The organism is Lacibacter cauensis, from assembly GCF_007830055.1.
Classification (GTDB): domain Bacteria; phylum Bacteroidota; class Bacteroidia; order Chitinophagales; family Chitinophagaceae; genus Lacibacter; species Lacibacter cauensis.
Genome location: NZ_VLLE01000005.1, coordinates 99,779 through 112,597 on the forward strand (window position 1 = coordinate 99,779; position 12,819 = coordinate 112,597).

General features: G+C 41.8%; 11 protein-coding genes. 5 read left to right on the top strand and 6 right to left on the bottom strand.

The features are described from left to right. Positions 1-44: 44 nt before the first annotated feature. Positions 45-1,349 (top strand): MFS transporter, encoded by a 1,305-nt coding sequence (locus IQ13_RS14095; RefSeq protein WP_144887033.1) that lies wholly within the window; start codon positions 45-47, stop codon positions 1,347-1,349. Between the two features lie 93 nt (positions 1,350-1,442). Next, positions 1,443-2,144, top strand: a complete 702-nt coding sequence (locus IQ13_RS14100; RefSeq protein WP_144887034.1) for a head GIN domain-containing protein — start codon at positions 1,443-1,445, stop codon at positions 2,142-2,144. 128 nt (positions 2,145-2,272) lie between these two features. On the opposite strand, the gene IQ13_RS14105 is transcribed toward IQ13_RS14100, so the two are convergent. Continuing rightward, the gene (locus IQ13_RS14105; protein WP_144887035.1) at positions 2,273-3,070 is read right to left on the bottom strand and encodes a 3-keto-disaccharide hydrolase; all 798 of its coding nucleotides are present in this window, start codon (positions 3,068-3,070) and stop codon (positions 2,273-2,275) included. Positions 3,071-3,343: 273 nt separating this feature from the next. Between IQ13_RS14105 and IQ13_RS14110 the strand changes: the two genes are divergently transcribed. Then, positions 3,344-4,546: a hypothetical protein gene (locus IQ13_RS14110; protein WP_144887036.1), complete on the top strand. Its 1,203-nt coding sequence runs from the start codon at positions 3,344-3,346 to the stop codon at positions 4,544-4,546. 27 nt (positions 4,547-4,573) lie between these two features. Here IQ13_RS14110 and IQ13_RS14115 read toward each other — a convergent pair whose 3' ends face one another. The 5 genes from IQ13_RS14115 to IQ13_RS14135 form a co-directional block, all read right to left on the bottom strand. Further along, positions 4,574-4,759: a hypothetical protein gene (locus IQ13_RS14115; protein WP_144887037.1), complete on the bottom strand. Its 186-nt coding sequence runs from the start codon at positions 4,757-4,759 to the stop codon at positions 4,574-4,576. Positions 4,760-4,996: 237 nt separating this feature from the next. Beyond that, positions 4,997-7,093, bottom strand: a complete 2,097-nt coding sequence (locus tag IQ13_RS14120) for a GEVED domain-containing protein (RefSeq protein ID WP_242009575.1) — start codon at positions 7,091-7,093, stop codon at positions 4,997-4,999. A 646-nt stretch (positions 7,094-7,739) separates the two neighbouring features. After that, positions 7,740-8,420, bottom strand: coding sequence for a hypothetical protein (locus tag IQ13_RS14125; protein ID WP_144887039.1), 681 nt, complete (start codon positions 8,418-8,420; stop codon positions 7,740-7,742). A 189-nt stretch (positions 8,421-8,609) separates the two neighbouring features. Next, the gene (locus IQ13_RS14130; RefSeq protein ID WP_144887040.1) at positions 8,610-10,490 is read right to left on the bottom strand and encodes an Nramp family divalent metal transporter; all 1,881 of its coding nucleotides are present in this window, start codon (positions 10,488-10,490) and stop codon (positions 8,610-8,612) included. A gap of 13 nt (positions 10,491-10,503) precedes the next feature. Further along, complete coding sequence (locus tag IQ13_RS14135; RefSeq protein ID WP_144887041.1) at positions 10,504-11,163, bottom strand: metal-dependent transcriptional regulator; 660 nt, start codon at positions 11,161-11,163, stop codon at positions 10,504-10,506. A gap of 191 nt (positions 11,164-11,354) precedes the next feature. Between IQ13_RS14135 and IQ13_RS14140 the strand changes: the two genes are divergently transcribed. Then, positions 11,355-12,308: a hypothetical protein gene (locus IQ13_RS14140; protein ID WP_144887042.1), complete on the top strand. Its 954-nt coding sequence runs from the start codon at positions 11,355-11,357 to the stop codon at positions 12,306-12,308. A gap of 53 nt (positions 12,309-12,361) precedes the next feature. Continuing rightward, a complete protein-coding gene (locus IQ13_RS14145; protein WP_144887043.1) occupies positions 12,362-12,754 on the top strand; it encodes a RidA family protein in 393 nt (130 codons plus the stop codon). Positions 12,755-12,819 lie beyond the last annotated feature (65 nt).

Consider the following 12,819-nt stretch of genomic DNA (forward strand, 5'->3'; position numbering starts at 1 on the left):
GAATAGCCGTTGCATCGTTTCAACTTTGTTGTGTAAACAAACACATGCAACAGATTCAACTCGGCTTAAAAGAAAACTGGAAACAGTTTACACTGCTCGTGATCATCAATGGTTTTGTAGGTGGTATGGTGGGGCTCGAACGTTCTATTTTACCACAAATAGCCGAACAGGAATTTGCTATTGCTGCTAAAACAGCCATTCTTTCGTTCATTATTGTGTTTGGTATTGTAAAGGCCATTACCAACTATTATACGGGAACATTGGCCAATAAATTCGGCAGAAAAAATTTATTGATTGCAGGATGGGTTATTGGGTTGCCCGTTCCCTTCATGCTCATGTTTGCACCAACCTGGGGTTGGGTTATTGCAGCCAATGTATTGCTGGGCATCAATCAAGGTCTTGCATGGAGCAGCACGGTGGTGATGAAGATTGATCTTGTTGGCGAAAAGCAACGTGGCTTTGCTATGGGGTTGAACGAATTTGCAGGTTATATTGCTGTTGCACTGGTTGCTTTTCTTACAGGATGGATTGCGGGTGAATATGGCATACGTCCTTATCCGTTTTATACGGGTATTGTGTTGGCTGTGCTGGGTTTATTGAGTAGTATATTTTTAATCAGGGACACCCGTCATCATGTTACCCAAGAAGCAGCAACAAATAACATCCCCCGTTTAAAAAATATATTTTGGGATACAACATGGAAAAATAAAAATCTTGGTTCAGTAACACAGGCAGGGCTTATCAATAACCTCAACGATGGTATGGCTTGGGGCATTTTTCCAATTGTGCTTGCAGGTAAAGGATTTAGTATAGCAGAGATTGGTATTGTTACAGCCGTATATCCTGCTGTGTGGGGATTGGGGCAATTGGTAACCGGTGCCATGGCCGATAAATTTTGTAAGAAGGATATGTTGTACACCGGTATGTTGCTGCAGGCCATTGCATTGGTCTTGCTTATTTGGGCATCTACGATGTTGCAGTATGTGTTACTCTCTGCAATACTGGGCTGGGGTACAGCCATGGTGTACCCAACATTCCTGGCTACGGTTGCAGAAAATACACATCCGCAAGACAGGGCAAAGAGCATCGGCATCTTTCGCTTGTGGCGTGATTTAGGTTATGCCGTTGGTGCAATACTTACCGGTATTATTGCCGATCTGTTGAATGTGGAAACAGCAATTGGTTTTATTGGTATACTCACATTTATTTCTGCAATAATTATTCGCTACCGCATGCATTGTGTGAATGGTGGTGGATTGAAGATAAGAACATGGTTGAAGAAGAGTGTTACTAATCGCAATGTAATTGTTGGTAAGGTGAATAGTTGTACAAGTTTTGTATTGAAGTAATTGCGCTCACAGTTTCACATATTCATGTGGTGAATTCATTGCACGAAAGCCTGCAACTTTGCAGCTGATTTTCATCATTAAAACCTTATCATCATGAGCCTGAAAAACATCGGCGCAGCGATTGCGTTATTGTTCGTTTTATTCTTAACAGCATGCCGCAAAGAAGGCATGCAGATTACCACCCGTACCCTTACCGTACAGGATTTTAATAAAGTAGAGTTTGGTGGCGAATTTGAAGTATTGGTAAAATACTCGCCCAATTACAGTGTAACCTTAACAGGACAGGAGAGAGACCTGGCCGACATCCACACACGTTTGATCGACGGAAAGTTGATTATTGATTTTACCCGTTACCGATCGTTTCGTAAAAAAGTACAGGTAACTGTTACGTTGCCTTCGCTCAAAGAAGTACTGCTCACCGGTGTAACCACTGGTCGTGTAGAAGGCTTTAACGAACCCGATGCGTTCCGTGCCGAAGTAAGTGGAGAAAGTACCATGCAGCTGGATGTAAATGCCCCTTTTCTGCAACTCTTTGCTTCTGGTATTTCTTTCATTACGGCACAAGGTACCAGCGACAGAATAGAAGCAGAAGCATCCGGACGTTCAGGAATTGATGCTTACGCTGTACCGGTTACAAAAGCTACTGTGGAAGCAAGTGGTGAGTCGGTTGCAAAAGTGCAGGTTGTGCATTGGATTATTGCAGATGCAAGCGGTAAAAGTATCATCTATTACAAAGGGAATCCACCACAGGAAAATTTGTTTGTAAGCGGCGACAGCAGAATTATTAAACAATAAATGCAGTACCAGAAAGAAAAGGTTCTTTGTCAGCCGGGTATTAACCGGCTGAAAGGCATCAACAGGTAGCAATAAAAAAGCATCGAACGATTTAGTGCTAAACCGTTCGATGCTTTTTCGTTTGTTGCTTACAAACGTCTGATCCAGATATTACGGAACTGCGTTTTACAACTGTGATCCTGCAGCGAAATCACATCTTCACCATGTGCAGCAGGGTAGTTGTGCAGACCGATATACAGCGTTAATCCGGCAATGGTTGCATTGTTTTGCACCACTACACCATTGTGCAATACAGTAATTCTTGCCGGTGCATCCAGGTCGCCGTTTGCTTTAAAACGGGGAGCAGTATAAATCACATCGTAGGTATTCCATTCAAGCGGTGTACGCATCGCATTGACCAATGGAGCCTGGTCTTTGTACACACTGCCTGCCTGTCCGTTACGGTAGGTTCTGTTGTTATAGGAATCGAGCACCTGGAGTTCATAGCGGTTTTGAAAAAAGATACCACTGTTGCCACGGTTTTGTCCGCCTGCTTCTACCGTATCGGGTGCACTCCATTCAATATGCAACTGGCAATCGCCAAACGATAGTTTGGTTTCAATACCACCGCTGCCGGGTACAACTTCCATGTATTCGTTGTTCACTATTTTCCACGGTGCCGGTTTGTTTTTGTCTCTCTGGCTTACCCATTGATCAAGGTTTTTACCATCAAACAAAACGATTGCATCCGATGGTGCTTCGCTGTCTTTTTTACCCGGGGTAATGGTTTTAACTTCTGGGTTCCAGATCTCGGTCATTTCGGGTTTCATCGCCATCGGCGATGTTGCGGGAGGAGTACTTACGTAAGGTTTTTGTTGCGCCATTACTGCCGATGCAGTAAATAAAAGTGCTGTTAATACATTCAGTTTGATTGTTGCTGGTTTCATGTACAATAGTTGAACTGTTTAAAACAAAAAAATGCAGACCGTTAATTGCTGCATTTAAAAGTATTGAAATCCTCACGAATTGACATGATTGTTTACGGTTCTTTTTAAAACATCGTCATGGTATCTTCCTGCCTGCGTAGTACGATTAGCGGTAGCTATCAGTATAAACATCTATTCCTTCGAGAAATAGTTGGGGAGACGGCAGAGCCGTTTGCAGATGCCGTATTTTTGTTGTTAGTTAAATCCAGTATCCAAACTTCAATTTCTCTGATTATGAAAGGTGCTTCATCTTACAACGATGTTGCCAAGCACAGCGTTCTAACGGGCTTTAACCGTTTTGTTTATTTGGCATTGATTGCCATTGGTATAAATATTGTCGATAGCGTCCTTTCCGGCTACGGTGAATACTATGATGTGTATGTGCTGAGTGTTGCATCTCTTTTGCTGATCGGCTCCCTGATTCTGCATAGCAGGGGTTTTACTTTGCTGGCAAAGGCTATTTCGTTAATGACGTTCAATAGTGCGTTTCTTCTTATTTCGCTTAAACTGGGAATCAGGAGTGCAACCTATCTGTATTATTTTCCACTGATACTCGTTTATATCTACCTGTTCAGGAGCGAAGGAAGTAAAAAGTATGTATTGCTGTTTTCCGGCGTTACCATCCTATTTCTGCTGTTATCACTGATTTTGGCAGATGATCATTTTCAGTATCCTGCTGATCAATTGATCGAAGCGAAACGAACGTTTTACCTCTCGTTCTTCCTTTCCTTTTCTTTAACCGTTTATTATTTCATTCTTATTTACAACTACCAGGAAAAACTGTACAGCCGTATTCTTGTGCTGGAAAACAGGCGACGTAAAAAGGAGTTGCGGTCGGTAATTGAAAAGCAGGAAACCGATAACCAGAATATTGTGTACGCATTGCGTGATAATATCAACCAAACGCTCGCTGCAGTAAAAATGTACCAGGGCGAAGCGATGCAGCAACAGCACAACAAAACATTACTGGAAAAAAGTTACATGCTTACCGATGAGGCAATGCGTGATGTGTCGAAACTGTGTATGCAGCTTCACCCGGCAGTTATTGCCGATATTGGTTTAATAGAGGGCATGAAGGATTACGTGGCTTCTCTACAAAGTTTGTACAAAGTGAAGATCGACTTCATATGCAAGGAATCTCTGATTGAACAGTACCCTTTGCAGGATAAGCTTTCTGTGTTCAGGATTGTACAGGATTACCTCGATATTACGCTGCATCACTCTGCAGCTTCAACCATAAAGGTTGAGCTGTTGTATAAACCGGAAAAAATTGCCATTCGTTTAAGCCAGAACGATCTGCAGTTTCGTTTTCTGCAGCAGCTGAAGGCAACTGCACAAAACAGCATCAACAACCGCATCACCTATTACAATGGCAATATTGAACAATTGGTAAAAGGTGATATGGAAACAATCATCATTCACCTGCGGCTTTCCTGAACAGGTTCAAGAGTTGCGTGTTCGCTATTACTTCGCTTCGTCTTTAAAAAAGGTTTCGCCCTTTATCAGCCAGGAGTAACCAAATGCAAGCAGTGCAACTGTTTCAAGGCTGTAGATTGGTTTCAAATGTTTCAATGCTTTGTACCATGCAGGTACAACAGCTATTACTGCAATGCCGGTAATGCTTACAATAATGATGATGAAGTCAAACAATTTGTTTTGATAAGTGAAATGGATAAAACAAGGAAATAACTTTGTACGGTTAAAGGGTTTACCGCCATCGATTTACATATTGGGGAAGAATGTAAACGGGGTATTTGTCTGCTGTAACTCATACGTGGTAAGGAACGCTGCAGCATTAAACAGGTGAAGCATTCAAGCAGATTCATTTCATAAAACAAAGGGCTGTCTCTTTATAGACAGCCCTTTGTTGTTTATTCGTTGTATAGCTTATTGCACAATAATTTTAGTTTGGTATTGCATATCTTTTCCAGTGAGTTGTAAGAGATAGAACCCTTTTTGCAAATTTGCAGGAACAGGTAATGTAATACTTCCCGTGCCGGAAATATTAACTGAATATACCTGCATCTCAATACCTGTTGCAGAAAGCAGGCGCAGTTTATACACACCTTTATTTACAGCACTGTATTGCAAAGTAGCAGATTGTCCTCCGTTTAAAAGTGTTGGAAAAACGTGTAGTGCTGCAGCTAATGAACGATAAACAACTACCACATTGGTTTGACTTGTAGCGCCGTTAAAATCTACTGCTTTAATTCTGTAGAAACTTTTACCTGTAAATGGTTGTACATCTATCCATTGATACTCTTGGGTTCCTGTTGCGGTTACAATTCCTGCAACGGAAAACATGACACCGTCAGCTGAACGTTGTACTTCATATTGTTTTACCTGGTATTCGTTTGCAGTTTTCCAGTTTACCTTGTTTTTTGTATCAATTGCAGAAGCATTAACAGATGTAATTGATACCGGCAGAGTTGCTGATGGTGTCTCTAATGCAATTCCATACAGAGAACTTTCTGAAACGAAATTGGTGGTAAGTGCTCCACCCGATGTAGAAATACTCCTAATAAAACCATATCGGTTTGAAGAAACCGGCGCATCTGTTATGTACAGTTTGGCATTAGGTTCATCCAAATAAAGATCATTCCAATATCTGTTACTCATCGTTGCTATAGTAGTTGCAGAGCCTCCGGTTAATGGAATTGATTTAAGATAACTTACGGATGATGCATCAATTTCGGTAAAATAAACTGCGGTGCTTCCAACAGCCAATCCGTAGATTCTGTTTAAAGTGCTATACAGATCGGTTGTAGCTGTGCCATCTGTGTTAGTCGATCGAATATAGAATGCAGTTCCATATGCACCGGGCTGATTAACATAGTAGAGTTTGTTATTAAAAAACTCTATATCACCCGTTTCGTTTAAATCGTTTACCTGCCCTGCGCCGCCTGTAATGTTTACGCTACCGGTTCCATCGAGATTTGTGCTGAAAATACCGGTTCCATAATCAAGAATGTAAAGTTTGTTATTGCCAAGTGCCAAACCGGTAGGATATGCAAAGTTGGTAAGGTTTGTAACAGCAGTGCCGTCTAAATTGCTGCTCATTAAAGACAAATAGGAATCGCCGGCAATCCAAAAAAGTTTATTGCTTGTTGCATCAACAACAATATCATATCCTGCTCCGGCAAGGTTGTCTGTAGTAATTTCTTTAACATTCGTAAAAACGGCCGAGGATCTGTTGAGTTTGCCTTTTATCAGATTGAAGCGATTGAATTCATTACCATAACTTGGTGCGTAAAAATTAATATCTGTGCCGATTGAACTTGCAGAAACCACATCCATAGTAGCGGTTACTGTTCCCGTGCTGAAAGCAGTAGAACCTCCGGTAGCAGTAATGTTATGGTATGATCCGTTTGTACTTACTGATCGATCCCAGGTTCTGAATGTAAGGCTGGGTGTTCCTGCACCCGTAGGAACAAACCGAATTCGGGTTTCTGTATCATTTTTTGAAAATAATAGTAAAGCATTCGATTCGCTTACTGCGCCGATAGAAGTCCAGCTGCCGGATGGTATTTTGTATTCCCAAATGCCGTTTGTAGCACTTGTTCCTGTAATAGCAATACCTAAATACTGATCGCAGGCATCTGCATCACTAACAATAGCGGTTGTGGGTTCTAAAGAATAAATAACCTGTCCGATTAACATGCCTTCCGATGCTGTTTCTGTTTCAGAAATGCGGTTAAGTATAGGGGTGGCTAAGTTGTTAATGGTAGGAGCTGTATTGGCTGGTATTGTAAGAGTATAATCTTCTACTTCTCCTGTAAACGTTCCGCAGGCAGTTGCGTAGGAGCCCGCTTTCACGGTAATACGAACACGCAAACTACTTAAATCAAGCACTGGCGGCATGTTGATTGATAATCCGGTTCCCAGACTGCTGCCGGTAGCTAAGTTGTTATAAACACTGGACCCTGCTTCTTCTCCGGGATCCGCAAAGTCCAGGTCTCCGTTAAAGTCGCAAAAAACTTTTATATAAACATTTTGAGTGCTCCCGGTTTGGTTTTGAACACCAAACCAAAGAGATCCCGTACAATTTCTTTTGATCGTGCCTGCAGACCCTCCTGTAACAGTGTATCCATTAGAAGCAGTTAAGTATACCTGGCCACCTGTAATGCCTTGCGCACTCGGTGCATAGTCGAAACTGACATAGCTAAAATAAAGACCACCAGTGCTTACTGATGGAGTACAATATTGAGCCTCTGTACTAAAATTTATAAAGATTGTAAGGGAAAGAATAAGCGTGTAAAATTTATACATAAACCTTTTTGCGCAAAATTATCTCAATAACAAGGCGCATGCTAGCATTATAACTCATATATATTAGAAATAATTATAAAACAAGTGTATGAGTTTATTGCCACTAAGGATTTACCGCTCCATCATACAAATGGTACTCTCTATTTCATTTTACTATTGAAGAGTGAAGGTTGCTGTAATTAATTCCACACAAATACTTTCATGCAACATCAATCAGCTCATAACATCTTTTTTGCGGGTTAGTTTGTATGCGAAATGATTTTGGTGAAAGGAGTTGTGTTAATGATTATTTGTTATTAAGCACTGCAAAAAGCAATTTCTTATTCACAAGAAGGAGTTGCAAATAATCTGTGTGATCAGCTTATTTGGCCTCGTCTTTAAAAAAGGTTTCGCCTTTTATCAGCCATGAATAACCAAATGCAATTAAGGCCACCGTTTCTAACGAGTAGATGGGTTTCAAATGTTTCAATGCTTTGTACCATGCAGGTACAACACCTATTACTGCAATGCCTGCAATACTTACAATGATAATGATGCCGCAGGTAATGTAAATTCTGTTACGGATGAGTTTATTGCCTTTTACTTCACCCGACTGACTTGTTTTGGTAAACAGAAAAAAACAGAAATAAGCAAAGGTTAAAAACAGCAATACCGATGCTCCGTAGTGCATGGCATTGGCAAAAGCATTTTCCACTTTTGCCATGCGGGAACAATCAACCGGTGCATAGCTGTTATAATTGGTTGGAAACATGGCTACGCAGGTAGCAAAAAGACCAGCAAGCTTTGCAGCCCATTTGTCTTTGTTATCGTAACCGTTGTATGCAAACAGGAACAACGCAACAGCACACAATACACCTACAAACACATTCCCCATTTTGGTATAAAAGAAGTGACTGATGCTTGGCGGAAATTTGCAGTTACCATCAATCACAAAAAAGCCCAGCATTAATACAAAGGGCAAAGCCATGCCCATAATGCCAACGGCTTTTCGTAAGGTTAAAAAGGAAATGAGATAGCGATCGTTGGGGTTGGTGGTGCTCATATAATGCAGTATTTATATATCAAGATAGGGTATTCCTGCAAAACAGTTATGAGTTATGGGTTAAATGTTACGGGTAGGGGAAACTCAAACATCAAGACACAAACAAAAAATATAAATTCCTGTAAGGTAGTAGTTCGTTACGGGAGTTTATACACGTAACCCATAACCTTTAACCCATAACAGCGAAAACTACACATTCACAATCAATACAGGTATATCTAATTCGTGCCGCACCGTTTCAATGGTTTCGCCAAAAACATAATCTTTTAAACCTTTGTGCCGGTGTGCACCCATAATGAGCATATCGGCTTGCGTATCTTTTACAAGGCGTACAATTTCCCGTGTGCGGTTGTTATAACCTAATGCAGCTGTAACAGTATAACCTTGTTGTTGTAGGGTGGCTGCATATAGTTCCAGTCGTTGCCTGTCGTTACGGGTTTCTTCATCGTCGGTTGCTTCGCCGAGTAAACGGGAGGGTGCTGTTTCAACCACATGCACCAAAATATAATCAGTATCTTTTTTGCCCTGGTGCAAGGCATAGGCAATTAATTTTTCATCGTTCACCGAAAAATCGAGTGCAACAGCAATGCGTTTAATATCGGGCACATGCAGGTTGTTCAGTTCGGGTACAGGACTGTGCATTTTCGATGTTTCTTTCCGCATTTGCTTTTTGATAAGCGGCAGGAATGTCATCATGATAAACAACCAAACAAACAGCAAAGCCACAACGGGAATCAGGAATTTCCAGAAGAGATGACCGGGTTCATCATACACCGCTAATATTTCCTGCAAAACCAAACGCACATTCAGGAACACCAGGATACCTGCAATGCACCAGGCTGCAATTTTCATCCACAAGCCAATGGCAAATTCACCCATGGTTTGTTTATCGCTTACAAAATGAATCAACGGAATAACAGCAAATCCTAACTGCAGACTCAACACCACCTGGCTGAACACCAGCAGTGCATCTACTTTTTCTTCGCCATAAACAAGTATCACCACAATAGCCGGTATAATGGCAATTAAACGTGTAAGCAAACGACGCAATAATGGATTGATGCGCAGATGCAGGTAACCTTCCATTACAATTTGCCCGGCAAGTGTACCTGTGATGGTACTGCTTTGTCCCGCTGCAATTAAGGCTACTGCAAAAAGTATCGGCGCAAGTTTAGTACCCAGCAAAGGCGAAAGCAACTGGTGTGCATCTTCAATTTTTGCAACCTGTGTGTTCCCTGTTTTAAAAAATACCGTTGCAGCTAATACAAGGATTGCTGCATTAACAAAGAAAGCTGCATTCAATGCAATGGTACTATCAATGAAATTAAACTTCAATGCACGCCGTATACTTGCTTTATCGGTGCCGATTTTTCTTGTTTGTACCAATGCGGAGTGCAGGTATAAGTTATGCGGCATTACCGTAGCACCAATAATACCAACAGCAATGTACAAGGCCTCGTTGCTTAATGCAGTGGGTATAAAGCCCTGTGCCATTTCCGGTATAGAAGGTTTGGCTAAAATAATCTCTACTAAAAAAGAAGCACCAATGACAGCAACTAATGAAATAATGAACGCTTCCAGTTTGCGGATGCCGTAGTTCTGCAACCACAACAACAACAGTGTATCAAGCACAGTAATACCTACACCATAGATCAACGGTAAACCTGTTAAGAGATAAATACCCAATGCCATACCCAGCACTTCTGCAAGATCGCAGGCTGCAATGGCAATTTCGGCCAACACATACAAACAGAAATTGACCAATGGGGGATAGGTTTCCCTGTTGGCCTGTGCAAGATCTCTGCGGCGTACAATGCCTAAACGGGCACTTAAACTTTGCAGCAGCAATGCCATCAGGTTACTCATCAGCAACACCCATATCAGCTGGTAGCCGAATTTTGCACCACCTTGTAAATCGGTGGCCCAGTTACCCGGATCCATATAACCAACACTTACGAGGTAAGCAGGTCCTGCATACGCTAAAATCCTGCGCCATCCTTTTACGGGAACAGTCGTGTCTACCGATGCATGTACTTCGCTCAACGATGTTTCTGTATGCTGCACTTTCATAATTCTGATCTGTTTAAACCGTCTTTACCAAAATGGTTTTTGCCAGTTGTTCGCTTAATGTAATAATGGGTTGATTGCGGAGTTTGATTTCAACCGAACCATCAAATGCATGGCGCTGTTTCAGTTCGAGCTTAGTGCCGATGCCGATATTTTTCTGACTGAGCAATTCCAGCAAACTGCTGCTTTGATCGCCAACGCCGGTAACCACTGCTGTTGCACCAACTTCCAGTTGCTGTAAGCTGAGGTTACTGGTAATGGTCATTCGGCCCTTACTGTCGGGTATCGGATCGCCATGCGGATCGGCTTTCGGATAACCGAGAAATGCATCGAGCCGTTCAATTAATTCGGGACTGCTTACATGTTCCAGCTCTTCTGCAATGTCGTGCACTGCATCCCAGTTAAACTGTAATTTTTCTACCAAAAAATATTCCCACAACCTGTGCTTACGGATAATGTTTAAGGCCAGCTTCTTTCCATCGGCTGTAAGTTTTACACCATAGTAGGGCGCATAGTGAAGCATTTTCTTTTCGCTCAGGCGTTTGAGCATATCCGTTACCGATGCCGGTTTGGTTTGCAGTTCGGCCGATAGCTCATTGGTGGTTACATTGGCATCGCTCTGCTGCAACCGCCAGATGGCTTTGATGTAGTTTTCTTCTGCTGTCGAAAAATTCATTCCGTATGAAATTAAAATTTAGACAAATCTAAAAAATAAATACCGAATCTGTCGGAAAAATATTTATGAACGGTTCTGTGTACCGAAATACCTGTTGTACTGCAATCAGCAGAAAGCCTTACTGCTGTGCTGCTCTTTTTCAATTCCAAAACAAATCCACTATCTTCAACTTTCATATTTCGCATAACTACATGAACCGTTATTTTTCACTTGTGCTGCTGTTGCTGCTTGCGGTGGTTTCCTGTAAAGACAAGAAGCCCAAAGAAATTACCGATGCCGACTTAACAGCAGCTGATTTTATTACGCTTGCAGCTGAGCTTTCTTACCCCGTACTTGTAAACGATAGTGTAATTAACCGAAAGGAAAAAGATTCGCTGCTCATTAACCAGGAAACGTATAAAACATTTTTGCCCGATTCTGTATATCAGCAATTCTATCCAAAAACAAAAGGATTGAAATTGTACCTGCTGGGAAAAATAAAAGATGGCGACAAGGGGAATTATGTGCTGGTAAAATCGGTACTGGGAAAAACAAAAGCTGTTCAGTTATTGTACTTCGATAAAAAAGCTGCTTATCTCGGTTCGATGAATGTAACGGGTTTGTTGCCCAAGGGGACCGGTGTTCGTTATTGCCGTATTGATAATAAAAATAACATCAGTTTCATACAGGAACGCAAAACACCAACCGGAGAAATCTGGACGAATGAAACCATTTACTTCATGGATGAGAAGGGCAGGTTTATTGTGGCTATGACGAATAGTACTGAAGATCTCAGTGATCTCATCATGGGCAACCCGATTGACAGTATGCCCCGTACACAAAAATATTCGGCTGATTATTCCATCGATAAAAAGAACCTTGTTTCCATCCGTGATGGTAAAACGGAAAAAGAGTTTGAATTCTTCATTCACTTCAGCAAACAAAACGGGGAGTGTGTAGGAGAAGTAAAAGGTACAGGCGAATGGATTGCAAAGAACAAAGGCATTTTCCGTGATGCATCGAGCGATTGTATTTTAACGTTCGATTTCGGCACTTCCTCTGTTCGCATATCCGAACAGAATTGCGGTTTGTACAGAGGCATCACCTGTTTCTTCGAAGGCAGCTATCCAAGGAAGGCAGAGCCGAAGAAGAAAAAGAAGAAGTGAGTGGTGGTCTGTTGTCCATTGTCTGTCGTCTAAAAAAAACATTATCATCAACTATGCATCATCGAAAAAATATCAGCTCCGGTTCGCCATGGGAAGATGTGGTGGGCTATTCAAGAGCTGTTCGTATCGGCAACGTTATTGAAGTAGCAGGCACTACAGCCATGGATGGCGATGTGCTTATTGGCGAAGGCGACGTTTACGCCCAAACAAAATTTATTCTGCAGAAAATAGAGCGTGCATTAACCGAAGCAGGTAGTAGTTTGTCTGATGTAGTACGCACACGCATGTTCATCACCGATATTTCGCTTTGGGAGGAGGCGGGCAGGGCACATGGCGAGTTTTTTAAAGCCATTAAACCGGCCTCCACGATGGTAGAGGTATCGGCGCTTATTGATAACCGTTTACTGATTGAAATTGAGGCTACAGCTGTATTGCCTAACGTTTGATGTTGATAAGACAGTACCCTAAAAAGGGGCTGTTTGCGTTTTTCAGGTTATATTGCGGCCCCTAA

Coding starts and splice junctions, on each gene's coding strand:
- IQ13_RS14105 (WP_144887035.1), bottom strand. CDS start 3,070: ATGAAACCAGCAACAATCAAACTGAATGTATTAACAGCACTTTTATTT.
- IQ13_RS14110 (WP_144887036.1), top strand. CDS start 3,344: ATGAAAGGTGCTTCATCTTACAACGATGTTGCCAAGCACAGCGTTCTA.
- IQ13_RS14135 (WP_144887041.1), bottom strand. CDS start 11,163: ATGAATTTTTCGACAGCAGAAGAAAACTACATCAAAGCCATCTGGCGG.
- IQ13_RS14100 (WP_144887034.1), top strand. CDS start 1,443: ATGAGCCTGAAAAACATCGGCGCAGCGATTGCGTTATTGTTCGTTTTA.
- IQ13_RS14125 (WP_144887039.1), bottom strand. CDS start 8,420: ATGAGCACCACCAACCCCAACGATCGCTATCTCATTTCCTTTTTAACC.
- IQ13_RS14145 (WP_144887043.1), top strand. CDS start 12,362: ATGCATCATCGAAAAAATATCAGCTCCGGTTCGCCATGGGAAGATGTG.
- IQ13_RS14095 (WP_144887033.1), top strand. CDS start 45: ATGCAACAGATTCAACTCGGCTTAAAAGAAAACTGGAAACAGTTTACA.
- IQ13_RS14140 (WP_144887042.1), top strand. CDS start 11,355: ATGAACCGTTATTTTTCACTTGTGCTGCTGTTGCTGCTTGCGGTGGTT.
- IQ13_RS14130 (WP_144887040.1), bottom strand. CDS start 10,490: ATGAAAGTGCAGCATACAGAAACATCGTTGAGCGAAGTACATGCATCG.